The following is a 26,831-nucleotide window of genomic DNA, read 5'->3' on the forward strand; positions in this document are numbered from 1 at the left end:
TCGACGGATCAGTGCGGCCCGAGCAGCTCGACCCCGTAGCTGACGACGACCGCCCGCAACTCCTCCAGGTACGTCTGCGCCTGCTCCGTCAGGGGCACCGAGGAGTGCGCGATCCACCCGATCTCGATGCGCTCGTCGACGTCGAGCGGGATGGCGACGATCTCCGGGTCGAGGTCGTCACTGATGAGCCCGGTCGAGATGGTGTACCCGCCGAGCCCGATCATCAGGTTGAAGATCGTCGCCCGGTCCGACACCCGGATCTCCCGCTTGCTCGACATCGTCGACAGGATCTCCTCGGCCAGGTAGAAGGAGTTGTTCGCGCCCTGGTCGAACGTCAGGCGCGGCAGTTCGGCCAGGTCGTCGAGCGTCGCCCGCTCCTGCGACGCCAACGGGTTCCGCCGGGCGACGAAGACGTGCGGCTGCGCGACGAAGAGCGGTGTGAACACGACCCCGGCATCCCGCATCAGCTTGCCGAGGACCTGCCGGTTGAAGTCGTTGCGGTAGAGGATGCCGAGCTCGCTCCGCAGCGTCCGGACGTCCTCGATGATGTCCCACGTGCGGGTCTCGCGCAGCGAGAACTCGTACTGGTCGGCGTCGGCGCCCTCGACCATCCGCACGAAGGCCTCGACCGCGAACGAGTAGTGCTGGGCCGACACCCCGAGCAGCCGGCGCGACGCCTGGCGCCCGACGTACCGCTGCTCGAGCAACGACACCTGCTCGACGACCTGGCGGGCGTACCCGAGGAACTCGACGCCGTCGACGGTGAGCACGACCCCACGTGCGGACCGGGTGAAGAGCGGCCGGCCGATGCGAGCCTCCAGGTCCTTCATCGCAGCCGACATGGTCGGCTGCGAGACGTAGAGCAGGTCTGCGGCCGCGCTGATCGATCCTTCGGAGGCAACCTCGATGAAGTACCGCAGCTGCTGCAGGGTGATGTCGTTCGCAACGCGAGCCATAGGAACAGGCTATGCGACCGCATAGCGTCTCGGTATTACCTGATGACCCGCGCCTCCCGTCATGATCGGAGGACCCTTCCCACAGTGCCCGCGGGCGCTCGACGACCGGACTGCGGACCATGGCGAACGACATCACCTTCAGCATCAGCAGGACACGCTTCGACGAGGACTACTCGCCGGCCGAGAGCTCGCGCTTGACGACGAACTTCGCGAACCTGGCCCGCGGGGAGCACCGGCAGCAGAACCTCCGCGACGCGCTCGCGCTCATCGACGGGCGCTGCAACGACCTGGCCGGTGACCCGGACGCGGATCGCTACCGCGTCGAGCTCGACATCGTGTCGGTGACGATGCAGTTCGAGGACGGCGGACAGGTCGAGCGCTTCCCCTTGATCGAGGTGCTCGACGTCACGATCGTCGACCAGCACTCCGGCGAGCGCCACCAGGGCATCGTCGGCAACAACTTCTCGTCGTACCTCCGGGACCACGACTTCGCCGTCCGCCTGCCGTCGGCTCCCTCGCTCCCCGCGGACTTCGGGCTGCTGCACGGACAGCTCTTCCAGCACTTCCTGCGGTCGGACGCGTTCCGGTCGGAGTTCGACGCGGAGCCCGTCGTCTGCATCAGCGTCTCGACGAGCCAGACCTACCGGCAGACCGGGTTCGTCCACCCGGTCCTCGGTGCGGAGTACGCGCACGAGCACTCGTCGCTCACCGACGACTACTTCGGTCGCATGGGCATGCAGGTCCGGTACTGCATGCCGCCGGGGTCCAAGGCGCCGCTCGCCTTCTACTCGCGCGGCGACGTCCGCACCGACTACTCGAACCTCCAGTTGATCGGCACCATCGCCACCATGGAGACGTTCCAGAAGATCTACCGGCCGGAGATCTACAACGCGAACGAGGTCGCGCCGAGCACCTTCCGCCCGACACTCGAGCACGACGACTGGACGTCGACCGGCATCGCCTACGACCGCGAGGAACGCAGCCGCCTCGGCGTCACGCAGGGCCGGTGGACCGAGGAGCACCTCGTCACACCGCACCGCGACTTCCTCGACCGCTGGCTCGCTGAGCAGACCGCACACGCCGACCAGGCTCTTCCCGCCGCCCCCGCTGCCCTCACCCACTGACCGACTGGACCCCCACGCGCATGAGCACGCTCCTCCCCACCGCGATCGTCGGCAGCCTGCCGAAGCCCTCCTGGCTCGCCGAGCCCGAGCGACTCTGGTCCCCCTGGCTCCTGGACGGTGATGCCCTCGTCGAGGGCAAGCAGGACGCCCTCCGCTCCGCCGTCCACGAGCAGGAGCGCAACGGGATCGACATCGTCAGCGACGGCGAGCAGACCCGCCAGCACTTCGTCACGACGTTCATCGAGCACCTCGACGGCATCGACCAGGAGCGCAAGGAGACCGTGCGCATCCGCGACCGCTACGACGCCGCCGTGCCCACGGTCGTCGGCGCGGTGAGCCGCCCAGAGCCGGTGTTCGTCGAGGACGCGAGGTTCCTCCGCGCCCAGACCGACCGCCCGATCAAGTGGGCGCTCCCCGGCCCGATGACCATGATCGACACGCTCTCCGACCAGCACTACAAGAGCCGCGAGAAGTTGGCGTGGGAGTTCGCGACGATCCTCAACCAGGAGGCACTCGAGCTCCAGGAGGCCGGCGTCGACGTCATCCAGTTCGACGAGCCCGCGTTCACCGTCTTCCACGACGAGGTGCAGGACTGGGGCGTCGCCGCACTCGAGCGCGCCGCCGAGGGCCTGCGCGCCGAGACCGTCGTGCACATCTGCTACGGCTACGGCATCGAGGCGAACAACCGGTGGAAGGAGACCCTCGGCGCCGAGTGGCGGCAGTACGAGCAGTCCTTCCCGCTGCTGCAGCAGTCCTCGATCGACATCGTCTCCCTCGAGTGCATCCACTCCCACGTCCCGCTCGAACTCGTCGAGCTCATCCGCGGCAAGAAGATCATGCTCGGCGCGATCGACGTCGCCACCGAGCAGGTCGAGACGCCCGAGGAGGTCGCCGCGGTCCTCCGCCGCGCCCTCGACCACGTCGACGCCGACAAGCTCATCCCGAGCACGAACTGCGGCATGGCGCCGCTGGCGCGCGGGGCGGCCCTGCAGAAGCTCGGTGCGCTGTCCGCGGGTGCGGACATCGTCCGAGCCGAGCTCGCGAGCGTCGCGGTGCCGACAGCGCGGTAGCGGCGCGGCTCCAGACCGGTCTGGAGGCACGGCTCGGTCCCTCGACGAACGTGACGATCGACTGCTTCGCCTGCTCAGGGCTCTTCCCGCAGCGCTCGGGCCCGCCGCGCGACCACTGACACAAGCAGGTCAGGCTGGGAGCGTTGACTACGCCCATGATCACCAAGAGCACGATCCACGAGGTCGAGAACGCGCCCGTCAAGGACCGCGACGGCGCATCCGTCGGCAAGGTCGCGCAGGTGTTCCCCTCCGCCGAGGACGGCAGCGCCGCGTTCGTCAGCGTCGCGACCGGACTCCTCGGGGGTCACACCGTGCTCGTCCCGGTCGAGGACGCCACGTTCGACGGCACCGACCTGCACGTCGGCTACTCGAAGAGCGCGATCAAGGATGCACCCTCCCCGGGAGCCGGGAACACCGTGACCGACACCCAGGTGAATGCCGTCCGCAAGCACTTCGGGCTGTCCCCGGCGGGCAAGGCGACCGGCGACATGGGCGACCCGTACGAGAACCTCGACCAGGCCGGCACCGGTCCTGCGGGCGCTGACGACACCGAGGGCGCGGGAGCGACGCCGCCGGCATGAGCGGCACCAGGACGAGCGACGACCGCGACGTCTTCGCATCGGAGGTGCGTGGCACCTTCTTCCGCGCGGTGGATCCACGCTTCCGCGCATCCGTCATCGCAGGGTCACGGTCCGCAGGTCGGTACTCACCACCTGACGAGCCCACGCTGTACCTCAGCTCGTCCGTCGCGGGCGTGGAGGCAGCGCTCGTGGCGCATCCGGACACGCGCGCCACGGAGCCGGTGATCGTCGAGGTGGACGTGGTGGCGCCCCGGATCGTCGACCTTCGCGACGCGACCGCTCGTGCTGCGGCCGGGGTCGACCTCGAGGACGCGACCGCGCCGTGGCAGCAGGTCGTGGCCGACGGAGGCGTCCCGGCCTCGTGGCAGGTCCGAGACCGCCTGGTGGCACTCGGCGCCGACGGCCTCATCGACCCGTCGCGGAAGCGCCCGGGCCTCTGGCACCTCGTGTTGTTCCGCTGGAACACCGATGGTGCGCCGCAGGTCCACGTCCGGACAGGGACCGGCTGAGATCGTTGCCGGGTTCGACGACACGCAGGTGACACTGATACTTCGCCGTTCTCCGCCGGGGGCGCTAGCGTCGTCGGCATGGACAGTGCGGTGGTGTTCCCGATGGCCCTCGAGGTCGGGGCGGCGGCTCTGGTCACTTGGCTGACGTGGCGGGCTGCCAACGGATCCCTGCCACGGAACAGGCTCGCCGGCGTCCGGACGTCGGTCACGATGTCCAGCGAGGCGGCCTGGCGGATCGGCCATCGTGCAGCGCTGCGCCCGACGATCATCTCTGGCCTCCTCGTGACGGCGTGGTGCGCGATCAGCATCGGAGTTCCAGCACTCCGCACTCCTGCCGCCGTCCTCGTCGCCGCTGGTCTCCTCGTCGGCGGAGCGCTCCTGTCCGTCCCGGCCGCCCACCGCGCCGTACGCCGGTACCGTGAAGACGACCCGGGCGCCACCGTCGTGCAGGTCGCGGAGGCCGCCCCCCGTCGCGAACGGGACGGACACTGACGGCGCCGGTACGGTCAGACGATGCTGTGCACGTGGGTGTCCCATCCCGAGGTGACCGTCGACGCAACCGTCCGGATCCAGGACTGGGGCCTGTCGCAGGTCGGACGCGCCCGCGCCGCACGCATCGCGACGCTGTTCCCCCAGCCCCTCCGCATCGTCAGCAGCAGCGAGCGGAAGGCCCTGGACACCGCCGAGATCATCGCCGGACAGTCGGACTCGGAGTTCGAGATTGACGAGGACCTCGGCGAGATGGACCGCAGCGCGACCGGCTACCTCGACCCGAGCGAGTTCGAACCGACCGTCGACGCGTTCTTCGCCGAACCGCAGCGGTCCGTCCGTGGTTGGGAACGCGCGATCGACGCCCAGAGCCGTGTCGAGCGCGCGGTCCGACGCATCGCGGCCCAGACGCCCGAGCGGAGCATCGCGTTCGTCGCTCACGGCGGGGTCGGGGCGCTCCTGCTGGCGAGCCTCCGACGCGAGCCCATCAGCCGCGCCCTCGACCAGCCCGCGATGGGCAGCTCCTTCGCCTTCGACCCGCAGGACTGGACGGCGCTGTCGTCGTGGGAGCGCATCGGCTGAAACGGGAGGTGAGGGCAGGTCCGGCGGCGGCAGATCAGGTCGAGAGCAGTACGCTGCCGTCAGGGGAACGCGAGGGGGAACCGTGACCACTGATCTTCGAGAACGTTCGACGGCCGGGCAGCTCGAGTGGCCCGCGGCGACCTGGCCGAGGCTGCCGTAGATGGACGACCAGGACACGCGCGCGGGCCTCCGGTACGGCTCGTGGCCGGAGTCGGAGGTCGACGACCAGCGCACCATCGCCCAGGTCAACAGCAGCCGGAAGGCCTTCCGCACCACGGCCAGGACCGGCTTCATCATCGCGCCGGCGATGTTCCTCCTCCCGCTCGTCTACCCGCTGCTCGGCCTCGGGTGGCACTTCCTGCCGATCATCTGCATGACGGCGGCGTGGGCCGTGCTCGTCTCCGCGTGCTCGTTCGCCGCGATGACCACCACGGAGCCAGCAGGTCACCCCTGGGTGCACCAGGTGTGGGCGGTACCCGCGGCCGTCCTCGCGATGTTCCCCGGCGGCATCGCCGCCTTCGCGCTGTACGGGTCGGTCGTCGCAACGGTCTACCAGGCAACGAAGTGACGGGCGGGCGCCGCTGCACCCGCAGGACCCGCGCCTCCCGGCCCGGACCGGAGGCGCGCGAGCGCCGCTGCTCGTCGGACCGCGGCCCGTGTCGCGGCGGCCGTCGTGTTCGCCACGCAGCGCACCGGCCATCGAACCCCGCAGGCAGCGGCACCGACGGGGAGCGGGACCAGCCGATGTCCCCGGGCTGCTCCGTGCCGTCGTTGCCAGGCGTCCTGCTGAGGGCCTCCGGCGGAACGTCTCCGGCCGGGTCGCGTGTGGTGTCCGTCCTCGGATCGGCCGCGAGGTCCGTGCCGTGGGAGGGGCCCGGTCGACGACACCGTTCCTGACCATCGGCCTGCCGATCCGACGATCCGCACCGTTCTGCGTCGAGCAGGCGCATACTGCAGGGACCGGAGATCATGTTCGCGTCGTCGACGCTCGCCTTGTGGCTCTCCCACTCAGACAGGGGCCTCGCATGGCCACGTCCCGTATCCTCCGCCGCACCGCGTTCGCCCTGACCGGCATCGGCCTCGCCGCTTCGATGGCGATGATGTCGACCTCTGCGGCATCGGCCGCGACCGTGATCGACGGCCCGGTGAACCTCGGCACCGCGTCGACCTACGGTGTCCTCGGCGCGAGCGCCGTGACGAACACAGGCCCGTCAGTCGTCAACGGCGACCTGGGACTCTCTCCCGGCACCTCGATCACCGGCTTCGGCGGTGCGCCGAACGGAACCGTCAACGGCACCACGCACCAGACCGACGCCGCAGCCGCGCAGGCGCAGCGGGACACCACGACGGCGTACGACGTCGCTGCGTCACTGTCCCCGACGCAGACCGGCCTCACCGAGCTGAACGGCCTCTCCCTCTCACCCGGGGTGTACTCCGGCGGGGCGCTCCAGCTCGCGGACAACGGTGCGTTGACCCTCGCCGGCAGCGCGGACTCGGTGTGGGTGTTCCAGGCCGCATCGACGCTGACCATCGGATCCGCCAGCCGGATCACGATCACCGGTGGTGCGAGTTCGTGCAACGTGTTCTGGCAGGTCGGCAGCTCCGCCACCATCGGCACCGGTGCCCAGTTCCAGGGGACCGTGCTGGCGCAGCAGTCCGTGACCGCCACCACCGGCGCCACCGTCGTGGGACGCCTGCTCGCCCGCACCGGCGCTGTGACCCTCGACACGAACACCATCACTGCCTCGACCGGCTGCCCCGCCCCGGGGACTCCGACCGAGACGACCGCACCGGTCATCACCTCCGACGCACCCGCCGCCGCGACCGCCGGGACGCCGTACTCGTACACGGTGACCGCGACGGGTACGCCCACCCCGACCTACACGGCGACCGGACTGCCCGCCGGCCTGACGATCAACGGCACCAGCGGCGTCGTCTCCGGCACGCCGACCGCACCCGGCACGTCCACGGTGACGATCACCGCGTCGAACGGCACGCCGCCCGCTGACGTGCAGACCGTGACGATCACCGTGCGACCGGCTGCTTCGTCGACTCCCACGCCCACTGCGTCGCCGACCGCCCCCGCCAGCACCCCCGCTGGGACCCCGACAGGCGGAGCAACTACGGGCGGGAACACCCCGACCGCTCCCACCGGCACCCCCTCAGGGAGCCCGACCGGCGGAGCGGCACCGGGCGGGAACACCCCGACCGGTGAACTGGCCTTCACCGGGAGCGACCCGGCGCTGCCCCTCGGCATCGCCGGAGTGCTCCTGGCAGCCGGCACGGCGATCACGCTGATCGTCCGGCACCGTCGTCGCACGAGCCGCATCTGACACGCAGCCGCCCCGGACCGCCACCGGTGTGGTGGCCAGGTCCGCGGAACGGCCGCGGACCCTCCTGCCGCACCGGCGACGAGGTCGTCGACGTCGAGCGGACCGCCGGCATCTCCCCTCCCTGACAGGAAGCACCACCATGAAGACCGTCATCGTCCTCCTCACCCTCTGGCTGATCCTCGCCGTCGTCGGCTTCGCGCTGAAGGGCCTGCTCTGGCTCGCGATCATCGGCATCGTCCTGTTCGTCGGAACCGTGGTCTTCGGGGCGATCCGCCGCTCCGGGAACACGGCCCAGCGCACCGACTGATCGGGACGGACCAGTGCAGGATCCCCCACGGCAGCGAACCGCAGCCGTCGTCATCAACCCGGTCAAGACCGACCCCGCACGGCTGCGCACCCTCGTGGACGCCGAAGCGTCCCGCAACGGGTGGGCACCCACCCGATGGTTCGAGACCGCTGCGGACGACGACGGTCGCGCAGCCGCACGCGAAGCAGCCGAGTCGAAGCCGGACGTCGTCCTCGTCGCCGGCGGCGACGGGACCCTCCGTGTCGTCGCCGAGGAGCTCCGCGGCACCGGTGTCCCGGTCGCGCTCCTACCCAGCGGTACCGGGAACCTGTTCGCCCGCAACCTCGGTCTCACCCGCAACGATGTCGACAGTGCCGTCCACGACGCCTTCACCGGCGCCGACCGGCCGATCGACGTCGGGCTCGCCGAACTGACCGACGTCGATGGATCAACGACCACCCACGCGTTCCTCGTCATGGCCGGTGTCGGACTCGACGCGAGCATGGCGGCGGACACGAACGCGTGGGTCAAGAAGCGGTTCGGTTGGGTCGCGTACTCGGACCCGATCGCCAGGTCCATCGTCGGGAACCGTCAGATCCCCGTCCGCTACGACATCGACGGCGCCCCGACCAGGACGATGCACGCACACACCATCATCGTCGGCAACTGCGGCACCCTCACCGCCGGCGTGCTCCTCCTGCCGCGCGCCGAGCCCGACGACGGCATCCTCGACGCCGTCGCGTTCCGACCGAACGGCTGGTTCGGCTGGACGAAGATCGGCTCCACCCTCACGCTCAACCGCTTCTTCTCGCGCACCGGGTTCGGTCGGCTCCTCGCTCGGTTGCTGCCGCGTTCCCGGGTGCTCCCGACCACCCGAGCGCGACGACTCCGCCTCGCGTTCGACGAACCGGAACAGGTACAACTCGACGGGGACCCGTTCGGTCGGGTGGTCGCCGTGACGTTGAGCACCCACCCTCACGGGTTGACGCTCCGCGCCTGACCGGCACTCGTCCGCGGTGGTCACGCGCCGACCGTGCGAACGTCGTGCTCACACCACCACGGGGCAGTGCTCTCGGCCCTCCCCCGACATCCCTCGCCCAGCGGACGCGTCGAGGGTCCATGATGTGGCTGTGGCCACACACCCGCTCTGGCGGCCGTTCACCGCGGACGGCAACGCAGCCCGTCAATCGCAGCGCGTCGCGTTCCGACAGGTCGACCCTGGCAGCCTCCAGGACCACGACCCGCGTTGGATCGATGCGTTCGCGCGCGTACGGGACCTCGTCGCAGGTGCGCTCGGCGCCGATCACACCATCGCGCACGTCGGCTCGACTGCCGTTCCCGGGATGATCGCCAAGCCGGTCATCGACGCCGACCTGCTCGTGCCCGACCTCAGTGATGAACGCACCTGGCTCCCGGAGCTCGAGGCCGTCGGGTTCCGTCTGGTCTTCCGCGACGTGATCGCCGGTGACCCGCACCGGCAGCTCACCCTCGGCGATCCCAACACCAACCTGCACGTGTGGCAGCCGGGGGCAGCGGAGCCGCAACGGCATCGCCTGTTCGTGGAGTGGTTGCGATCCCACCCCGAGGACCGGCAGGTGTACGCGGACGCGAAGGCAGCGGCCGTGAACGCCGGCAACGGCCTGCGCTACAACGACGCGAAGGCCGCTGTCGTCCACGAGATCTACGAACGAGCCTTCGCATCGGATCCGCACCACGCCCACGACGCTCAGCCGCGGCCATGACCACCCGCAGCCGTCCGTCGCCCGTGTCGCGGTAGGTTTGGCCGATCGGCAAGCACTTGCCAACATGGCAAGTCTGTGCCAGGCTGGAACCCGAGAGGGGAACACCATGGACAACCAGAACAGCATCAGCCCGGCAGAGGCGCGGACGCTCCTCGACACCGCCGATCGCCTCAGTCGACGAGCGCACGAGTCCACCCGGTGGCCGTACGTGACGTTCATCCTCGCGCTCGGCATGGTGACCTCGTTCGGGACCCTCGGGATGGGTCTGACGACCGGCTCGGCCTTCGGCCTCACCTACGTCGGCACACTCGCCGCCTTCTTCGCGTTGATCGTGTTCTTCGCGGTGTCCATCCGCGGGCGAGCGGCCTTCGCGCGGAGCCGTCGATGGACGATCTACATCGCGAGCTGGTTCGTCACCTACGGGGCTGCGATCGCCGTCGTCGCCTGGGCGCACGGATCCGTCCTGTGGTCCGGGATCACTTCCGGAGCGATCCTGGCGGTCACGATGGCCTGCGCGTCGTACGAGGCACGACGATGACGTCGACGAACCAGGCACCGGTCCATCCCCGTCACCGGCTCGACGGACACTTGCTGAACCCGGTCCGCTTCTCGATCATGGCCGCACTCGACCGTGCCACCACGCTGGGGTTCCGCGAGGTCCGCGACGCCGTCGAGGTCACCGACTCGGCGCTGAGCAAGCAGGTCGCGCTCCTCGAGACGGCGGGGTACGTCGCCGTCGGGAAGGCCTTCACGGGGAAGACCCCCCGGACGTCGCTCACCGTCACACGCGAGGGTCGGACGGCGTGGCGTGCGCACCTCGCAGCGCTCCAGGAGATCGCCGACCCGTCCTGATCCCTGCGGTCGTCGCTCGCGCGGCACGGGACGAACTTCCTGGAGCGGCCGTCCGCTCCGCTACTGTCGGTGCGGACGACGGGGAGGCCAGAGTGCACCGAGAAGCGGTCGACACGTTGGGGAACGACGGGGTGTACTTCGACCCACTGTGGCGGATCGAGGTGCGCCTCACGGCGACCGAACAGCGTCTCCTCCGCACCTGGCCGGTGCGGCGTCTCGCCTTCATCGCCCACGCAGGAGCCGCGTCGATCACGACGGTGCAGACGTACTCTCGCCTCAAGCACTCGCTCGGGGTACTCGACGGACCGGCTGTGCGTCTCGTGCAGCACGGTCGGGAGCCGACACGAGCCACGGGCCCCCACCGGTAGGGCGTCCCGCAGATCCGCGCCGCCCAGACTCCCCGATCGTCGTCGCGGTCCCCGTCAGGACAGTCACCGGACGGGCTGCGGAGGAGGCTTCCGGTCAATCCGACGATGAACGGACGAAGAGGTAGTCGGGACGTGGCACATCGAGTGATCCGCTGTAGAAACCGAGTGCTCCGTTGGTCGGGTAGCCCTGGCGCACGAAGTGGTCATCGAAGTAGAACCGGATGCCGGGCGAGTCACCGTCGGCCACCGTCCATCGTCCGGAGAAGCTCGCCGAGTCCTCGCCGTTCGCACAACCCGGAGGGCTCGTCGCAGCGTTGCCGGTTCGGCACGCGAGGTCGATCGGGATGTTGCGCGCTGTGTACGTCCGGTCCGCCGACACGGTGAACTCCGTCACTCGGTCGCCGTCCGCACTCTCGAGCACCCAGGTGCCGGTGTAGTCCTCCGGCTCGGGCTGTGCCATGACGGTGCAACCGGTCAACAACAGCGTCAGCACCGCGATCGACGTCGCGATGCCCTCCGAGTGTCTCGTCACCACTTCACCTTCTCCTTCCACGTGAACCGCTCCGTCACCCGCGAGAACGGCCCGTGGTCTCCAGCGGCCCGGTTCAACGCGTCGTAGTCGAGCCCGGGGATCCGCAGGGCCGAGCCGAGCGTGGTCTCGTTCGTTGCCGTGTACTCGACCACGGCGGTCCCGTCGTCGCCCTTCGACACGACCCTCGCATCCACGTCGTACGTCCCGAGGGCAAGGAGAGTCCGGTCCCGTTCGGACGCCACCGGCCAGGTGACGACTGTGCGGATGTCTCGCAGGAGGTTCTGGTTCGTCAACGACGCGGGTCCCGCCTGGTAGCCGTACCCGGTCGCGACGCCTGTCTCCTTCAAGTCGTCGAGGATGTCCCTGCGCTGGTCACCCGGCAGCTCGTTCTTCACGACCTGCGTCATCTTGCTGTCCGATCCGTAGAGCAATGTCCGGGGTGACGTGCCAGTCGCCCACCCGAACAGCATCTCGCCCTGCCCACTCGTCAGGACGGTCCCGGCGTAGAAGTCCGCCGCCATGCCGACGGGGATGCCGACCATCGGGAGCGGACTGAGCGCGCCGAGGACGACGCCGGGACCTGGCCTGCGTGGGTCGAGGAGTGACATGCCGAGCAGCCATGACAATGCGTGTGAGGCGTGCAGGTCCCCGTCCATGGAGAAGGCACCGTTGTTCGACAAGTGGTACGAGATCCCGAGCAAGCCCTGCCGGCCAGCTGCGTACGCCGCGAGTTCAGCGTCCGTGATCGGTCGGAGTCCGGTCGGGTCGGTCTGGTTGACCGGATCGTTACCAGCGAAGGCGTACGGGTTGTCGGCCCAGGCCGCACCTGCCACCGGGGGCAGGGGATCTGGGGACAGGAACGACCGTGCCGACGGGTCGTACGCTCGCGCTCCGCTCAGTTCGAGCCCAGCGACCATGACGGTGCCGGTCTGGCTGACCTCGATGCCGTCGGGGAGGCTCGGTGACGTCGCGACGTCGGCCGAGGACCACGGGTCGTGCATCTGCGCAGAGCGCGCCTGGCGCCAGCCTGAAGTCGACCAGATCCCGTCGACACCGAGCATCCCCGGTACGGAGACGATCGGAACCTCACCGATCGACAGCAGGGTGGGCACGGGGGCCGTCGGGTCCCAGCAGAGCGTCGTTCCGTCGACCTCGGCGAGTTCACCGAGAGCGTTCACCCACAGGTCGAAGCGCTTCACGCCTGCCCCGTCTTCACGCACGACGGCGCGGAGCTGACCGAGCTCGTCCCACTCGTACGTCGTGGTGCCGTCGTCGGTTGCGGCGAGGACACGCCTGCCCGAGCCGTCGTACTCGAACCGGACGACCGCGGTCCCATCGCCGCGGCGTTCGGCCCGCAGGAGCGCTCCGGCAGGATCGTGCAGGTACGAGGTGTTCCCGGACGCGCTTCGCTCCTCGAGCATCCGGCCGGACCGGTCGTAGGTCCAGGTCGACGCAGTCGTCCCGGTCGCGGCCACCAACTGCGACGCCTCGTCGTACTCGTACGTCACGGTCTTGCCGTCCGGATCGCGCACGGACGTGACACGCCCTCGGCTGTCGCGCTCGAGCGTGGTCGCCCGCCCGCCTGACGTGTGGCCGACGACGAAGCCATCGCGGTACTGCCACGACTGACCCACGGCCCCGGCGACGACCTCGGTCAGTCGGCCGTCACCGTCGTGTCGGAACGAGGCGTCGGGGAAGCCGGGTCGCCTGATCCCGGTCAGGATGCCCGCACGACCGCGGTCGTACTCGGTCCTGACTCCGTCTGGCGTGGTCATCGCGCGCTGATTGCCAGCGGCGTCGTACTCCCATCGGGTCGTCGTGCTCCGCCCGGCACGACTCGTCGTGCGCCGGACCAACTCCTGCCGGGCGCCGTACTCCAGCCGGTGCACGGTCTGCTCACCGTCGGGGTGGGTCATGTCGGTGATCGTGACCGATCGGCCGGACTCGTTCCGCGCGACTGCCGCAACGAGTCGGCCGTCCTGACGAACCTCGGCCAGCCGCCCAGCTGGGTCGTGTCCCCAGGTGGTCGTGTGGCCATCGGGATCCCTGCGGGCTGTCGGCCGGCCGGCCGCATCCCGCGTCCACGCCACGGCGCGGCTCATCGAGTCGGTCGTGGATGAGACGTCACCGCACCCGGTCCAGGTGGTCAGCGTGCGCCCGCCAGAGGGGCTGATCTCCTGTGTCACCCGTCCGAGGACGTCTCGGTGGAAGGTCGTGGAGTGCCCGAGCGCGTCGTCGACCGCGACCGCCTGCCCGGCAAGGTCCCGGGTGATCGTCCGTCGACCGTTGGTCGGGTCGTCGACAGTGACCAGGCGTCCGGCAGGGTCGTGACCGTACCGCGTCGTCCCGACGCCGGGCACTCGTTCCGCAACCAGCCGTGAACAGGCGTCGTACTCGAACGTCGTGACGGCGCCCGAGGGCTCGATGCGTTCCACGATCCGCGAGTCCGCATCGTACCGGAGCATCGTCCGGCCACCATCTGAGTCGGTCCACGCCGAGAGCCGGCCGCAGACGTCGTACTCGATGGTCGCACGGTCACCGAGCGGCGAGGCCCCGGCGACGACGCGGCCCGCGAGGTCGAGGTCCAAGAACGGTACTGACGCACGACGGTCTGTCTGCTCGACGACGGAGCGGACACCGGTGGGATCGATCCGGGCCGTGGGGCGCCCGATGGCGTCGTACTCCCGGAGCCATCGCCCACCTTCCGGATCCGTGACCTCCTGCAGTCGCGAGAGCCCATCGTGGAGCATCGTCCAGCGGGTACCGTCTGGCTGGAGGAGTTCGTGCACGTTCCCCAGACGGTCGTACTGGATGTCGCTCGCCCGTCCGAGCGGATCCGTGGCGCGCGTGAGGCTTCCACTCGCCCCGTACTCGTAGGTCGTCTGCCCACCAACCGGATCGACGACCGAAGTGACACGACCACCAGCGTCGCGTTCGAGCTTCCACACGGACCCATCCGGGGCCTCACATGACGTCACGCGGCCCGCAGGATCACGCTCGAAGCGCGTTCGGTGTCCCATGGGTGTGGTGGTCGTGACGACGTGACCAGCGTCGTCCCGCGTGTACCGAGTCGTCGCGCCCAGCGCGTCCCTGACGGCAACGAGATCACCCGAACGGTCGTAGTCGTACGTCAGCACGACACCTGCCGGGTCCTCGACGCGGACGAGCAGGTCGTCCACCCATGCCAACGTGAAGCGGGCACCCTGTTCGTCGACGACGTGCGAGGGCGACGTCGCAGAAGAGTCGGCGTACTCGTACGAAACCCTTCGCCCATGGCGCTCGACGCGGTGCACGCGGTCGTGATCGTCGTGGGCCACGAGCGTGTCGGTCCCGTCCTCGGCCAGGGTCCGAGTGAGGCGTCCACGGTCGTCGTACGTGTGGACCGTGACTGACCCGTCACGCGCGGTCGAGGCAACCAGGTTCCCGTGCTCGTCGTGGCTCAACGATTGTCGTCGACCATCTGAGTCGGTGATCGAGACCACACGACCGTGCCGATCGGACGTCCATGTGTTCGAGCGCGTGCCGTCCTCGTCGGCGACGGACGTGACTCGTCCGGGGAGGTACGCGAACCGGATCGTGCGCCCCTGCGGCGTCGTCTGCAGGACCACCCGACCGTGCTCGTCGTAGGTGTTCGCACACTCGACGACGCCGTCCGCAGCGGTCACCCGCTCGATCCGACCGTCGACGTCCCACGAGTACGTCCGTGTTCCGCCGGGACCCGTCACCGTTCTGAGTGCACCGTCGTCGGCGTACTCGTACGTGACCGTCCGGCCGTCGGACGAGCGCGCCGAACGGACCAGCCCGTCGAGGTGCAGGAGGTCGATGAACCGTCCGCGTCGGTGCTGGAGCCGCACGAGCCTCTCGTCGCCGTCCCGCACGGCTCTGGTGGTCGCCGCGGTCCCGGTACCGGTCGCGATCCACAGCCCGCTGGTCGTGAACGACCACCAGGAGCCGGCATTGTCGCGGACGACGAGGAGTACCTCACGGTCGGCCGTCGAACCCGCCGAAGGGTCGGGTTCTGGTGCCAGCCACAAGTTCTCTCCGACGGCACGGACCGCTGTGTCGCCCCGGGTCGGGAACGTGCTCCGTCGTCCGTCGTCGTGGACCAACTCGACGTGGTCGGCGAGGACTTCGAGGCGCTGGTCGAGGACCGAGGACCAGCCGCGACCGAAGGACCCACCGACGACGTCGAACGAGTTGTACATCCGCGTGAGCTCGAAGCCCTCAGCGCCTCCGGCGAAGGAGAGGTCACGCTCCAGCTCGACGAAGTTGCCGGTCGCCGTGTTCACGGGGTCGGCTGCGAAGCCACTGGTGGGGACCGCGCCGAGCAACGAGGGCTTGCCGAAGGCGAGGTCGGTCCGCGTCCTGCCCACCCCTGCCGCCAGGAGCGCGGCCAGGAGCGAACTGTCGTTCAGCGAGACGACATCGCCGCTCGCCCCGGCTGCCTCGAAGGCGGCTGCGACCGTGTTCGCCCAGTCCACGTCGCCTTCGTTCGCGGCCGACCAGGCCCGGAAGCCCGCGAGGAGCGGCGACAGGTCGACGCGGCCGAAGTCGCACCGCTGGGTGAAGCCCGCCAGGGCAGCCGCTATCCGCCCCGGCAGCGCCTGCACGCTGCCGTTGAGGGAGCTGGTTCCGGAGGCGAACGATCGGAGATGGTCCGGTCGCGCAGACGAGACACTGCCCCCGGTACCCGGACCGGCGCCCGGCGGCGGCGTGCTCCTCGTGCGCGCCTTGTAGCTCGTACTCGGGAAGGCCGGAACGTCGACCCTGCCACTGCTCGGCGGGGGTTCCTCACCGAAGATCTGGTCCCAGGTGCTGTCGACGATGTCGGTCCGGCGAGCCATCACGCGATCCCGCCAGGCACGGGCCTCGCGACGACGGGTGTTCTCGGCGCGCGCGGCATCGCTCAGCGCACGGATGCCGCTCGCGACCTCGCCGAGCTTCGTGGTGAGCTCGCGCGCATCCTCCTGGGCGATCTCCGCGTTCGACCGGAACGTCTCTGCGAAACCGCCTGCGAAGTCGGTGCCGGCCAGCACGACGAGCGCCGCGCGCGACGGAGACTGAAGCTCCACCGTTGTCTTCGCCAGGTCGCACTGCCGTGCGAGGTCGTCGGCCGCGGCGAAGTCGTACGTCAGGTCCGGCAGCGCGTACGCGGTCAGGTCTGTCGGTCCAGTCACCGTTGTGTCCCCCCGTGGAATCCGGTGTTGTCTCAGTCGAACCTAACGCAGGCTTGTCGCCCGTGCCGCTGATCCTCGAGGGAACCGGCCCGATGAATCGGACCACCTGACTGCGGTGCTCGTACCGTGGCGAGGACCGGCTTCATCGTCGGGACGGTGATGGTCCCCCTCCCGCTCGCCAACGCCCTGCTCGACCGCGGGTGGGACTCCCTGCCGATCATCGCTATGACGGCCGCGTGGGCCGTGCTGGTGTCCGCGTCCTCGTTCGCGGCGGCGGCCACGAAGCCGGGTGGCCATCCCTGAGTGCACCAGCTGTGGCCCGTCCCCGTCGCGGTCATCGCGATGGTTCCCGGCGTCGCGATCACACTCCTGCTGGACGGGTGGCTCGCGTCGACGGCCCAGCACGCGACCAGGCGACGGGCGGATGCGGTCGCGCCTGCGGGATGCGCGCCTCCAGACCCGGACTGGAGGCGCGGTGGCGGTCCGTCCCGCCGCTCGCGTCGTCGCGCGTCACTCTGGTACCGGGCGACGATCAGTCCCAGGGACCGTCCGCGGTTCCGAGGTGCTCTGCACCCAGCGGTGTGATCGGCAGTGCCGCGAGGCTCGCGATCCCCACCTGCAGGAGCGCCGCTCGTGAGGTCCCGACGCGTCCGATCGTCCCCATCCCCTCGGTGACCGCGCAGAAGTAGGTGCCGAGCGCCTCGGCGTCGGCGTCGGCCTCGACCTCGCCGGCTGCCTGCGCGTCCACGATGCAGGCCGTGTAGCCAGCGCGGATGGTGTCGAAGGCCTCGGTCACGGTGGCGGCCACCTCGGGTCCCGAGCCGACAGCTCCACCACCGCGCGGAGCAGCAGTGACGGCGGACCCTGCGCCGCCCCGTGCTCGACCGCAGCGGAGACCAGCTGCGTCCGGATCCGCGCGATGGGGTGCTCGGCGCTCCGCAGGACGGATTGCACAATCTCGACGGCGTCGGCGGTGTCGCTGAGGAACGCGCGCATGAAGAGTTCCTTCTTGCCGCCGACTGTGTTGTACAGGCTCTGCCGACCGAGCCCCGTCGCTGCGAGTAGGTCGTCGAGCGACGTGCCGTCGAACCCGGACTCCGCGAACCTGCGCCGGGCGCGCTCGACCACGTCGGCCTCGTCGAACTTGCGCGGCCGGGGCATGCGGACTCCTCGGAAGTCGTTCTTGACCGACCAGTAAAGCACGGCGTGCCGTTCTGGACCAAGCAGTCAACAACAGGTCCAGGAGATCGTCATGACAGGGACACTGCAGGGCGAGACCGCACTCGTCACGGGCGGGACGTCGGGCATCGGACTCGCGGTCGTACGCCGCTTCGTCGCCGAAGGAGCCCACATCTTCGTCACCGGGCGGCGACGGGAGGCGCTCGACGCCGTGCGGGACGAGTTCGGCGACGCGGTCACGCCGATCCGGGCGGACGCTGCCCAGCCGACTGACATCGCGACGGTCTTCGCCGGCACTCCTAGCCCCGCTGATCACCGGTACGAGAATGTCCTCACGCATCGGCGCGACTCGAAGCGCGCCCGGCGGTGTCTTAGCCCTCCTTTTGGGCCTGGTGTCTCGCGACCCTCTCGCGGTTGCCGCAGCCGGTTGCAGTGCGCGGCTAGCGGTTGTGCTGCGGCGAAGCGTCCAGGTACACCCAGTCGCAGGCGTCGTGACTGCACTGGCGCGCACGGCCAAGATCCGAGGTCAGCAGCTCGTGTGCCTCAAGGGCGGCTGGTCGAGCCGCTTTCCCCCGAAGGACGATACACCGGCCTGAGAACTGAACGCCGTCGCTAATGATAAGTTGCAGAAAGCTGACTGAGAGGCATGAACATTCATCGGACACCGGCCTTCCGAACCCATTCGGCACTCAAACATCGAAGCCACCCCAGCGACGTCAGTGCCGTCAACTAAGATGAGTGGCGTGCCGAACACTCCGCCCGACTCACAGACCACCGCAAACTGGCTAGGCGCGCTGAACTTCGTGCAGCAACCAGGAACAGCCAAGTGGGTCAAAACGTACCCGGGTGGCTTTGCAATCACGGTCAATACAGCTGGCCCGGGCACCATCGACTACGGGGTAATTACGATCGGCCGCGCCACGACCACGAACCTCCTGTCCCAGGAGAATTTGGTTGTTCTTGAATGTGTGGACTTACTCATCGGCCAAATCGGCTACCCAGCGGATGCGCTTTCATTGGAGAAAGCGTTCCACCTGGGGCGTGGCGACGGCGGCTACCTTGACATTCTCGTACACAGGGGCGAGAAGGCCTACCTGATGGTCGAGGTCAAAACAGCCGGCGATGAGTACGATTCCGAATTGCGCAAGCTCAAAACGCGGCCCCAGAGCCAGTTGATGAGCTATCTACATCAGGACCGAGACGCCGAACAGGCTCTACTCTATTCCTCGCGGCTTATCGAATTGCCATCGGGCGCGTGCCGAATTGAGCGGACATATGCAGGTTTTCCAACAAGGGAGCTTATTGGAACAAACCTGCGTGCACTTTTCGGTTCATGGGACAAACAGACGTACACCTCAGGCCTGGAAGAAAGCTCCCCTTACTCATTGAGGGAAACCCGTATTAAAGTGGCAGACCTGCGCGACATGGAGCAACAAGATGGGTCACGCCTCTTCAACCAATTTGAGGAGATACTTCGTCGCCACGCAGTTTCAGACAAACCCAACGCATTCAACAAGCTCTTCAACCTTTTCATCTGCAAGGTCGCCGATGAATCGAAAAGGATACCGAGCCAAGACGTGGACTTCCAATGGATGTCCACTGAGACGGAAGCAACCGTCCTTGAACGCCTGAGTCAACTCTATGCGAAGGGAATGCGTCAGTACCTCAGCATTGAGGTCGACGATGGAACCGAGGCTCGACTCGAAGCCTCGCTTCAGTCATTGCCAGCTGACAAGCAACAGGCAATACGCGAGTTGTTCATCAGGTCGCGGCAGTTTCGTAACAACGAGTTTGCCTTTGTGGACGTATTTGACTCGCAATCATATCTCCAAAACGCTGAGATCGTCAGGGAGATCGTTCGATTGTTACAGAAGTTTCGACTCAGGTACTCCGAGAAGCACGGATTTCTTGGCTTGTTCTTTGAGAAGCTTTTGAATACCAGCATGAAGCAGGAGTCAGGACAATTCTTCACCCCACCGCCGATTGCTCAATTTATCAACGAATCACTGCCAATTGAGCGCATGATCGAGTCGAAGATTGCGGCGGGAGACACGAATTTCCTACCATATGCGATTGATTACGCCGCGGGTAGTGGACATTTTCTTACCGAGTATATGGCCCGCACAGACCGAGTCCTCAAGAATATACCCGATGAGAAGCTTCAGACCGAGGACCAGCTAGCGAAGCGAGGCGCATGGAATCGCTTCCAGTGGGCTGGCGAGTTCGTTTACGGTATCGAGCTCGATTATCGCCTGGCCAAAGCCGCAAAGGTCTCAACGTTCTTAAATGGAGATGGTCAAGCTCACATCATTCGCGGGAACGGCCTTGGACATTTCGAGACCGACCTCAACTATCGTGCCGACCGAGGTATACTCACAAGACAGGAGCAACGCGCATCGCTCTATCACCGAGATCTTGCCCGTTTTGATATCGTTATAGGTAACCCACCGTTCTCGGTAAGCGACTTCCTGACCGGCGTCGAAGCCGCTGAGGAGTCATTCGAACTTGCCTCGGGGCTCTCCGATCGCAGTGACAAGATCGAAGCACTTTTCGTCGAACGCACCAAACATCTTCTGAAAGATGGCGGGGTCGCCGGAATCATTCTACCGTCAAGTTTCCTCTCCAACTCAGGCGTTGAAGCTAGAGCGAGACGCCTCCTTATCGAACACTTCGAAGTTTTAGCGATTGTATCTTTGGGTGGATCGGTATTTATAGCAACGTCTACACCAACGTCTATTCTGTTCCTACGTCGCCGATCTAATGCCACAGTTGCGAACTTAAAGAGTGCAATCAGTGCGTTCATGTCGAGCGGTACTGACACAGTGATCATGGGGATCGCGGACGGGGCGAGTTCTTACGCGATCGACGTACACGGGCTAACTCTTGAACAGTACGTCGGCGCACTGAAAGACCCTATGAATAAGACTCAGCAGTTTGTTGAGGATCTCGAATGGGAGTTCACACATAGAAGCGGCCGCACGACCTCGCCCCGGGTCGAAGATCCTGCTGGTCGAACCATATACAGTGCGGCCTTTGTGAGTACTCTCCGAGCATCCGAGGCACAGCGCATGGAGGCCTATTTCCTGACTCGGCAAGCTCATGCTTTGCACGTGCAAGCACCAAGCGGCACAAGGGACGAGAGGAAATTTTTGGGTTATAAGTTTTCTGATCGCAAGCAGCACGAGGGTATCGCATTCCTCTCCCCAAACGGCCGCATCGAGACACCCCTATTCGATCCGGAAGACTCGGACAACGCCACGAAACTGAGCACCTTAATCAAGGCTCGTTTCGAGGACAAACACCACCCAATCCCGGCCACTCTCTCACAATATGCCCAAGATGTTGCTTGTTCAGACTTGGTGGGCATATCGGATCCCCTTTTCACGTGGTCCTTGAGCGGGCGCCCGTCGACCGATCGGCCTTTCAAAACGAGTGCCACTAGGATGGGCGCAGTTGCGACAATCGCTATCGGGGGCACTCCGAGCCGTGAGCGTCCTGACTACTTCGGCGGCGATCTGCCTTGGGTTGCAATCCGCGACATGAACGGCGGCACAGTTGAGGTGACCGAAGAGACGCTTAGCGAGATCGGAGTTCAGAGTTCCAATGCAAAGCTAGTTAAAGCCGGAACGCTCCTCCTATCTTTCAAGTTGACGATCGGGCGCACAGCAATCGCCGGACGCGACCTGTACACGAACGAGGCAATTGCCGCGGTGTCGCCTCGAGAGCAGCCCAACCCAAGTACGCCTTGGGTTGATACTGCTTTCCTGCACGAGCTTTTCCGCTTTTTCGCGGGCGAGATCTTAGCCCATGGAGACCTGGGCAGTAAAAAAATCGGCAAAAGTCTCAACATGGCCTATCTGCGCCGAGTACGGATTCCTCTGCTTCCGGAAGCCGACAGAGTTCGATTTGTCAAAGTGGCTCGGAGCGATACTGAAAGTCTCGCTGCACGTAAATTGTCTCTCGCGAAGTTCCTGTGGGAGTGAAATCGCTGTCAGCAACGAGCGCGGTCCTCCCTCAACGACTAGGTGAGGTAACGACAGTTGGATGGATCAAAGCCGCTATCGACGGGTAGTGCGCCTTGGTTCGCCCAAGGAACAAAAGTCCCGGTCCTCGTCCTCCGTCACGACGGCCTTGCCGATGACGTACGACGAGCCCGACCCCGAGAAGAAGTCGTGGTTCTCGTCCGCGTTCGGCGACAGCGCCGACAGGATCGCCGGGTTCACGTCCGTCGTCTCCTTGGGGAACATCGGCTCGTAGCCCAGGTTCATCAGCGCCTTGTTTGCGTTGTAGTGCAGGAACTTCTTGACGTCCTCGGTCAGCCCGACACCGTCGTAGAGGTCCTGCGTGTACTGCACCTCGTTCTCGTAGAGCTCGAAGAGCAAGTTGAACGTGTAGTCCTTGATCTCCTGCTTGCGCTCCTCGGAGGCGCCCTCAAGGCCCTTCTGGAACTTGTACCCGACGTAGTACCCGTGCACGGCCTCGTCGCGGATGATCAGGCGGATCAGGTCGGCGGTGTTGGTGAGCTTCGCCCGGCTGGACCAGTACATCGGCAGGTAGAAGCCGGAGTAGAACAGGAACGACTCGAGCAGCGTCGAGGCGACCTTGCGCTTCAGGGGGTCGTCACCGGTGTAGTAGTCGAGGACGATCTGGGCCTTCTTCTGCAGGTTCGGGTTCTCCGTGGACCAGCGGAAGGCGTCGTCGATCTCGGGCGTCGAGGCGAGCGTCGAGAAGATCGACGAGTAGCTCTTCGCGTGCACCGACTCCATGAACGCGACGTTCATACCAACGTCCGTGGGACCAGCCTCACTGTGCTGGGAGCGGTGCCGTTGCTGCGCAAGAGCTCGGACGGCGTCGTTACCGGTTCGGACGTGGGTCCAATAGCTCGGTCTTCACTAGGCGTGAAAGGCCGCGATAGCGGCCCTCGCGCGCATGTAGGTGGCCGACTCCGCACCGCTCGCCCGATGTCCGGATCAATACGATCGTCTTGGGTTCAACGGAAACTTTAGGGCTCCTGGGCTTCACTCCGAGGTAGCCTGCGGCGCCTCTGGAGCAGATGGCTAGTGGGCAGCCGTTCGGTCGGCTCCTCTGCTCTGAGAAGGTCGCCGCCACGGTGCGCTTCCTCGTATCCGACGAGCGCCCGAGGATGACGGGCAGTCGGATCCTTCGTCGACCGCGCTACCAGCTTCGGATGGCTTTGGCGACTCGTCCACTATCACACTACGGCTCCCCGAAGTTGGGTGAAGCCGGGTGGCGGCGAGCGGCTTGCTGACCGGCGCGAGCTGGCGGGCAGTGCAAGCAAAGGGCGCGCTTACACTGCCTGAGCTTTCCGCTACTTCTTGCGCCTCCCCGCTTACGAGAGCGCGCTCGCGGCCGCACTCCAAGCAGCCCTGCTGTAGCGCTCGTCGGTCATGATTCGTCTGGCGGTCGACGCCACGTTCGCACTGCTTTCCTTGCGGTTAGGCACGACGGAACCCCTCCGCATGGGGATGATGGGTACCCGCAGGTGAGCCGGACGAGCTTCCGGCTCACCCGCAGGTCTGGTGACATCAGCCCTTGGTCGGGCGGATGCGGATCGTGTAGCGAGTCGTCACACGGACAATGCGCTTAGGCACAATGTCTCCTCTCCCGACCCCACTGACCCTCTCCCCGACACGCCGGTCACGTTGACCCAGCGCACCGTCGCTCGTACGCTGGTGAAGTTCTCGCCAAGAACAGTCACCTTCGGGTGAGGGCCTTGCGGCCGCAGATTCTCTGCGGTTGCGGGGCCGTTTTTTATGCGGAAGGTACTTCAGCCTCGGCGAGACCGGTTGCCGTCCGCGGTGTTCAGTTGTGAAGCGGCGGGCGGACCTAGAAGTCCCAGTCCTCGTCCTCCGTCACGACGGCCTTGCCGATGACGTACGACGAGCCGGACCCCGAGAAGAAGTCGTGGTTCTCGTCCGCGTTGGGCGACAGCGCCGACAGGATCGCCGGGTTGACGTCCGTCGTCTCCTTGGGGAACATCGGCTCGTAGCCCAGGTTCATCAGCGCCTTGTTGGCGTTGTAGTGCAGGAACTTCTTGACGTCCTCGGTCAGCCCGACACCGTCGTAGAGGTCCTGCGTGTACTGCACCTCGTTCTCGTAGAGCTCGAAGAGCAGGTTGAACGTGTAGTCCTTGATCTCCTGCTTGCGCTCCTCGGAAGCGCCCTCGAGGCCCTTCTGGAACTTGTACCCGATGTAGTACCCGTGCACGGCCTCGTCGCGGATGATCAGGCGGATCAGGTCGGCGGTGTTGGTGAGCTTCGCCCGGCTGGACCAGTACATCGGCAGGTAGAAGCCGGAGTAGAACAGGAACGACTCGAGCAGCGTCGAGGCGACCTTGCGCTTCAGGGGGTCGTCACCCGTGTAGTAGTCGAGGACGATCTGGGCCTTCTTCTGCAGGTTCGGGTTCTCCGTGGACCAGCGGAAGGCGTCGTCGATCTCGGGCGTCGAGGCGAGCGTCGAGAAGATCGACGAGTAGCTCTTCGCGTGCACCGACTCCATGAACGCGATGTTCGTGTAGACGGCCTCTTCGTGCGGGGTGATCGCGTCGGGGATCAGGCTGATCGCGCCGACGGTGCCCTGGATCGTGTCGAGCAGCGTCAGGCCGGTGAAGACCCGCATGGTGAGCTGCTGCTCCTCCGGCGTGAGCGTGTTCCACGACTGCACGTCGTTCGACAGCGGCACCTTCTCGGGCAGCCAGAAGTTGTTGACCAGCCGGTTCCAGACCTCGACGTCCTTGTCGTCCTGGATGCGGTTCCAGTTGATGGCACTGACCGCGCTGATCAGCGGGATGGACTTGCCCGTGGCGTGGACCGGGTCGGTGAGGGTCATGGCTTTCTTCCGGGTGGTGGTGGACAGGACGATCGGACGGACTGGAGGCGCAGGGCGGGGCCCGCCCCGCGCCTCCAGGAAGAGAGCAGCAGCTCTACAGCATGCAGCTGACGCAGCCCTCGACCTCGGTGCCCTCGAGGGCGAGCTGGCGCAGACGGATGTAGTAGATCGTCTTGATGCCCTTGCGCCATGCGTAGATCTGGGCCTTGTTGATGTCGCGCGTGGTGGCGGTGTCCTTGAAGAACAGCGTCAGCGACAGGCCCTGGTCGACGTGCTGGGTGGCAGCCGCGTAGGTGTCGATGATCTTCTCGGCACCGATCTCGTACGCGTCCTGGTAGTAGTCCAGGTTGTCGTTCGTCATGAACGGCGCCGGGTAGTAGACGCGACCGAGCTTGCCTTCCTTGCGGATCTCGATCTTCGACGCGATCGGGTGGATCGACGACGTCGAGTGGTTGATGTACGAGATCGACCCGGTCGGCGGGACGGCCTGCAGGTTCTGGTTGTAGATGCCGTGCTCCTGGATGGACGCCTTCAGCGCCTTCCAGTCGTCCTGCGTCGGGATCGTGATGTTCGCGTCGTCGAACAGCGAGGCGACGCGCTGGGTCGCCGGCGTCCAGGCCTGGTCGGTGTACTTGTCGAAGAACTCGCCCGACGCGTACTTCGAGTCGCGGAAGCCGTCGAACGTCTCCCCCGTCTCGATCGCGATGTTGTTCGAGGCGCGCAGGGCGTGGAACAGCACCGTGTAGAAGTAGATGTTCGTGAAGTCGATGCCCTCTTCGGAGCCGTAGAACACGCGCTCACGAGCGAGGTAGCCGTGCAGGTTCATCTGGCCGAGGCCGATGGCGTGCGACTTGTCGTTGCCGTCCTCGACGGAGCGGACCGACGAGATGTGCGACATCTGCGAGACCGAGGTCAGGCCGCGGATCGCGGTCTCGATGGTCTTGCCGAAGTCCGGCGAGTCCATCGTCAGCGCGATGTTCAGCGAGCCGAGGTTGCAGGAGATGTCCTTGCCGATCTCCTTGTAGGACAGGTCCTCGTTGAAGGTCGTCGGGGTGTTGACCTGCAGGATCTCCGAGCACAGGTTGGACATGTTGATCCGACCCTTGATCGGGTTGGCCTTGTTCACCGTGTCCTCGAACACGATGTACGGGTAGCCCGACTCGAACTGGATCTCGGCGATGGTCGTGAAGAAGTCACGCGCCTTGATCTTCGTCTTCTTGATGCGCGAGTCGTCGACCATCGCGCGGTAGTTCTCGGAGATCGGGACGTCGCCGAAGGGCATCCCGTAGACCTTCTCGACGTCGTACGGCGAGAACAGGTACATGTCCTCGTTGTTCTTCGCGAGCTCGAACGTGATGTCCGGCACGACGACACCGAGCGAGAGCGTCTTGATGCGGATCTTCTCGTCCGCGTTCTCGCGCTTGGTGTCGAGGAACTTCATGATGTCGGGGTGGTGCGCCGACAGGTAGACGGCACCGGCACCCTGACGCGCGCCGAGCTGGTTCGCGTACGAGAAGGAGTCTTCCAGCAGCTTCATCACGGGGATGATGCCCGACGACTGGTTCTCGATCTGCTTGATCGGGGCGCCGGCCTCGCGGATGTTGGAGAGGAGCAGGGCCACGCCACCGCCGCGCTTCGAGAGCTGCAGCGACGAGTTGATCCCGCGCGAGATCGACTCCATGTTGTCCTCGATGCGGAGGAGGAAGCAGGAGACGAGCTCGCCGCGCTGGGCCTTCGCGGTGTTGAGGAACGTCGGGGTCGCGGGCTGGAAGCGGCCGGCGATGATCTCCTCGACGAGGTCGATCGCGAGCTGCTCGTTGCCCTGCGCCAGGCCGAGGGCGGTCATCACGACGCGGTCCTCGAAACGCTCGAGGTAGCGCTTGCCGTCGAACGTCTTGAGCGTGTAGCTCGTGTAGTACTTGAACGCACCGAGGAACGTCTGGAACCGGAACTTCTTCGAGTACGCCAGGTCGTTGAGCTGCTGGATGAAGTCGAGCGAGTACTGCTCGATCGTCGCGGCTTCGTAGTACTCGTTCTCGACCAGGTAGTCGAGCCGCTCCTTCAGGTTGTGGAAGAAGACGGTGTTCTGGTTGACGTGCTGCAGGAAGAACTGCTTGGCGGCCTCACGATCCTTGTCGAACTGGATGTTCCCGTCCGCGTCGTAGAGGTTGAGCATCGCGTTGAGGGAGTGGTAGTCCATCC

23 protein-coding genes and 2 pseudogenes are annotated in these 26,831 nt (G+C 66.4%); 16 read left to right on the forward strand and 9 right to left on the reverse strand.

Annotation, left to right across the window (positions count from 1 at the left end; all coding sequences use genetic code 11):
- Window positions 1-8: 8 nt before the first annotated feature.
- Complete coding sequence (locus JOD95_RS15170) at window positions 9-956, reverse strand: LysR family transcriptional regulator (protein ID WP_066656220.1); 948 nt, start codon at window positions 954-956, stop codon at window positions 9-11.
- A gap of 119 nt (window positions 957-1,075) precedes the next feature.
- Between JOD95_RS15170 and JOD95_RS15175 the strand changes: the two genes are divergently transcribed.
- The 13 genes from JOD95_RS15175 (at window position 1,076) to JOD95_RS15235 (ending at window position 10,524) form a co-directional block, all read left to right on the forward strand.
- The gene (locus JOD95_RS15175; RefSeq protein WP_209685877.1) at window positions 1,076-2,080 is read left to right on the forward strand and encodes a putative oxygenase MesX; all 1,005 of its coding nucleotides are present in this window, start codon (window positions 1,076-1,078) and stop codon (window positions 2,078-2,080) included.
- A gap of 20 nt (window positions 2,081-2,100) precedes the next feature.
- Window positions 2,101-3,150 (forward strand): methionine synthase, encoded by a 1,050-nt coding sequence (locus JOD95_RS15180; RefSeq protein ID WP_209685879.1) that lies wholly within the window; start codon window positions 2,101-2,103, stop codon window positions 3,148-3,150.
- 155 nt (window positions 3,151-3,305) lie between these two features.
- Entirely contained in the window at window positions 3,306-3,731 is a 426-nt protein-coding gene (locus JOD95_RS15185) for a PRC-barrel domain-containing protein (RefSeq protein WP_209685881.1), read from the forward strand.
- Window positions 3,728-4,240: an RES family NAD+ phosphorylase gene (locus JOD95_RS15190; RefSeq protein WP_209685883.1), complete on the forward strand. Its 513-nt coding sequence runs from the start codon at window positions 3,728-3,730 to the stop codon at window positions 4,238-4,240. Before JOD95_RS15185 ends, JOD95_RS15190 begins: the two co-directional genes overlap by 4 nt.
- Before the next feature lie 78 nt (window positions 4,241-4,318).
- On the forward strand, window positions 4,319-4,732 hold the full coding sequence (locus tag JOD95_RS15195) for an SdpI family protein (protein WP_209685885.1): 414 nt from the start codon (window positions 4,319-4,321) through the stop codon (window positions 4,730-4,732).
- A 51-nt stretch (window positions 4,733-4,783) separates the two neighbouring features.
- Entirely contained in the window at window positions 4,784-5,311 is a 528-nt protein-coding gene (locus JOD95_RS15200; protein ID WP_209685887.1) for a histidine phosphatase family protein, read from the forward strand.
- Between the two features lie 160 nt (window positions 5,312-5,471).
- Window positions 5,472-5,879 (forward strand): hypothetical protein, encoded by a 408-nt coding sequence (locus JOD95_RS15205; RefSeq protein WP_209685889.1) that lies wholly within the window; start codon window positions 5,472-5,474, stop codon window positions 5,877-5,879.
- A 457-nt stretch (window positions 5,880-6,336) separates the two neighbouring features.
- On the forward strand, window positions 6,337-7,644 hold the full coding sequence (locus tag JOD95_RS15210) for an ice-binding family protein (protein ID WP_209685891.1): 1,308 nt from the start codon (window positions 6,337-6,339) through the stop codon (window positions 7,642-7,644).
- Window positions 7,645-7,783: 139 nt separating this feature from the next.
- Complete coding sequence (locus JOD95_RS15215) at window positions 7,784-7,951, forward strand: hypothetical protein (RefSeq protein ID WP_200884112.1); 168 nt, start codon at window positions 7,784-7,786, stop codon at window positions 7,949-7,951.
- A gap of 13 nt (window positions 7,952-7,964) precedes the next feature.
- Window positions 7,965-8,930, forward strand: a complete 966-nt coding sequence (locus JOD95_RS17025; RefSeq protein ID WP_209685893.1) for a diacylglycerol kinase family protein — start codon at window positions 7,965-7,967, stop codon at window positions 8,928-8,930.
- 130 nt (window positions 8,931-9,060) lie between these two features.
- Window positions 9,061-9,672, forward strand: a complete 612-nt coding sequence (locus JOD95_RS16535) for a GrpB family protein (protein ID WP_307810466.1) — start codon at window positions 9,061-9,063, stop codon at window positions 9,670-9,672.
- 106 nt (window positions 9,673-9,778) lie between these two features.
- The gene (locus JOD95_RS15230; RefSeq protein ID WP_066656281.1) at window positions 9,779-10,210 is read left to right on the forward strand and encodes a chemotaxis protein CheY; all 432 of its coding nucleotides are present in this window, start codon (window positions 9,779-9,781) and stop codon (window positions 10,208-10,210) included.
- Entirely contained in the window at window positions 10,207-10,524 is a 318-nt protein-coding gene (locus JOD95_RS15235) for a transcriptional regulator (protein ID WP_066656282.1), read from the forward strand. Before JOD95_RS15230 ends, JOD95_RS15235 begins: the two co-directional genes overlap by 4 nt.
- A gap of 462 nt (window positions 10,525-10,986) precedes the next feature.
- Here the strand turns inward: JOD95_RS15235 and JOD95_RS15240 are convergent, their stop codons facing one another.
- On the reverse strand, window positions 10,987-11,424 hold the full coding sequence (locus JOD95_RS15240; protein WP_209685897.1) for a hypothetical protein: 438 nt from the start codon (window positions 11,422-11,424) through the stop codon (window positions 10,987-10,989).
- The gene (locus JOD95_RS15245) at window positions 11,421-16,601 is read right to left on the reverse strand and encodes a DUF6531 domain-containing protein (protein ID WP_209685899.1); all 5,181 of its coding nucleotides are present in this window, start codon (window positions 16,599-16,601) and stop codon (window positions 11,421-11,423) included. Before JOD95_RS15245 ends, JOD95_RS15240 begins: the two co-directional genes overlap by 4 nt.
- A 126-nt stretch (window positions 16,602-16,727) precedes the next feature.
- On the opposite strand from JOD95_RS15245, the gene JOD95_RS15250 reads away from it, so the two are divergent.
- Window positions 16,728-16,904 carry a hypothetical protein gene (locus JOD95_RS15250; RefSeq protein WP_209685901.1) on the forward strand — a complete coding sequence of 59 codons (177 nt, stop codon included), beginning with the start codon at window positions 16,728-16,730 and terminating at the stop codon, window positions 16,902-16,904.
- A gap of 229 nt (window positions 16,905-17,133) precedes the next feature.
- Here JOD95_RS15250 and JOD95_RS15255 read toward each other — a convergent pair whose 3' ends face one another.
- Both JOD95_RS15255 and JOD95_RS15260 read right to left on the reverse strand, forming a co-directional pair.
- Window positions 17,134-17,409 carry a TetR family transcriptional regulator C-terminal domain-containing protein gene (locus tag JOD95_RS15255; protein ID WP_209685903.1) on the reverse strand — a complete coding sequence of 92 codons (276 nt, stop codon included), beginning with the start codon at window positions 17,407-17,409 and terminating at the stop codon, window positions 17,134-17,136.
- Window positions 17,394-17,762: a TetR/AcrR family transcriptional regulator gene (locus JOD95_RS15260; RefSeq protein WP_209685904.1), complete on the reverse strand. Its 369-nt coding sequence runs from the start codon at window positions 17,760-17,762 to the stop codon at window positions 17,394-17,396. Before JOD95_RS15260 ends, JOD95_RS15255 begins: the two co-directional genes overlap by 16 nt.
- A gap of 91 nt (window positions 17,763-17,853) precedes the next feature.
- Here JOD95_RS15260 and JOD95_RS17070 point away from each other — a divergent pair.
- Window positions 17,854-18,060 (forward strand): annotated as a pseudogene (locus JOD95_RS17070) (SDR family NAD(P)-dependent oxidoreductase); the annotation flags it as partial.
- Between the two features lie 160 nt (window positions 18,061-18,220).
- On the opposite strand, the gene JOD95_RS17075 reads toward JOD95_RS17070, so the two are convergent.
- A complete protein-coding gene (locus tag JOD95_RS17075) occupies window positions 18,221-18,469 on the reverse strand; it encodes a CGNR zinc finger domain-containing protein (RefSeq protein WP_374191735.1) in 249 nt (82 codons plus the stop codon).
- Window positions 18,470-18,523: 54 nt separating this feature from the next.
- On the opposite strand from JOD95_RS17075, the gene JOD95_RS16540 reads away from it, so the two are divergent.
- Window positions 18,524-21,763, forward strand: a complete 3,240-nt coding sequence (locus JOD95_RS16540; protein ID WP_209685908.1) for an N-6 DNA methylase — start codon at window positions 18,524-18,526, stop codon at window positions 21,761-21,763.
- Between the two features lie 75 nt (window positions 21,764-21,838).
- Here the strand turns inward: JOD95_RS16540 and JOD95_RS15275 are convergent.
- From JOD95_RS15275 to nrdE, 3 genes and pseudogenes are all read right to left on the reverse strand, one after another.
- A pseudogene (locus JOD95_RS15275) lies at window positions 21,839-22,561 on the reverse strand (ribonucleotide-diphosphate reductase subunit beta); the annotation flags it as partial.
- 1,066 nt (window positions 22,562-23,627) lie between these two features.
- The gene (nrdF, locus tag JOD95_RS15280; protein WP_058725585.1) at window positions 23,628-24,629 is read right to left on the reverse strand and encodes a class 1b ribonucleoside-diphosphate reductase subunit beta; all 1,002 of its coding nucleotides are present in this window, start codon (window positions 24,627-24,629) and stop codon (window positions 23,628-23,630) included.
- Between the two features lie 94 nt (window positions 24,630-24,723).
- Window positions 24,724-26,829 (reverse strand): class 1b ribonucleoside-diphosphate reductase subunit alpha, encoded by a 2,106-nt coding sequence (gene nrdE, locus JOD95_RS15285; protein ID WP_209685910.1) that lies wholly within the window; start codon window positions 26,827-26,829, stop codon window positions 24,724-24,726.
- Between the last annotated feature and the right edge of the window lie 2 nt (window positions 26,830-26,831).

This window comes from Curtobacterium sp. 1310 (genome assembly GCF_017834105.1).
Lineage (GTDB): Bacteria > Actinomycetota > Actinomycetes > Actinomycetales > Microbacteriaceae > Curtobacterium.

What these genes read in the sequence shown, in the direction of transcription:
- JOD95_RS15170 (WP_066656220.1), bottom strand. Translation starts at nt 956, where the DNA reads ATGGCTCGCGTTGCGAACGACATCACCCTGCAGCAGCTGCGGTACTTC.
- JOD95_RS15175 (WP_209685877.1), top strand. Translation starts at nt 1,076, where the DNA reads ATGGCGAACGACATCACCTTCAGCATCAGCAGGACACGCTTCGACGAG.
- JOD95_RS15180 (WP_209685879.1), top strand. Translation starts at nt 2,101, where the DNA reads ATGAGCACGCTCCTCCCCACCGCGATCGTCGGCAGCCTGCCGAAGCCC.
- JOD95_RS15185 (WP_209685881.1), top strand. Translation starts at nt 3,306, where the DNA reads ATGATCACCAAGAGCACGATCCACGAGGTCGAGAACGCGCCCGTCAAG.
- JOD95_RS15190 (WP_209685883.1), top strand. Translation starts at nt 3,728, where the DNA reads ATGAGCGGCACCAGGACGAGCGACGACCGCGACGTCTTCGCATCGGAG.
- JOD95_RS15195 (WP_209685885.1), top strand. Translation starts at nt 4,319, where the DNA reads ATGGACAGTGCGGTGGTGTTCCCGATGGCCCTCGAGGTCGGGGCGGCG.
- JOD95_RS15205 (WP_209685889.1), top strand. Translation starts at nt 5,472, where the DNA reads ATGGACGACCAGGACACGCGCGCGGGCCTCCGGTACGGCTCGTGGCCG.
- JOD95_RS15210 (WP_209685891.1), top strand. Translation starts at nt 6,337, where the DNA reads ATGGCCACGTCCCGTATCCTCCGCCGCACCGCGTTCGCCCTGACCGGC.
- JOD95_RS15215 (WP_200884112.1), top strand. Translation starts at nt 7,784, where the DNA reads ATGAAGACCGTCATCGTCCTCCTCACCCTCTGGCTGATCCTCGCCGTC.
- JOD95_RS15230 (WP_066656281.1), top strand. Translation starts at nt 9,779, where the DNA reads ATGGACAACCAGAACAGCATCAGCCCGGCAGAGGCGCGGACGCTCCTC.
- JOD95_RS15235 (WP_066656282.1), top strand. Translation starts at nt 10,207, where the DNA reads ATGACGTCGACGAACCAGGCACCGGTCCATCCCCGTCACCGGCTCGAC.
- JOD95_RS15260 (WP_209685904.1), bottom strand. Translation starts at nt 17,762, where the DNA reads ATGCCCCGGCCGCGCAAGTTCGACGAGGCCGACGTGGTCGAGCGCGCC.
- nrdF (WP_058725585.1), bottom strand. Translation starts at nt 24,629, where the DNA reads ATGACCCTCACCGACCCGGTCCACGCCACGGGCAAGTCCATCCCGCTG.
- nrdE (WP_209685910.1), bottom strand. Translation starts at nt 26,829, where the DNA reads ATGGACTACCACTCCCTCAACGCGATGCTCAACCTCTACGACGCGGAC.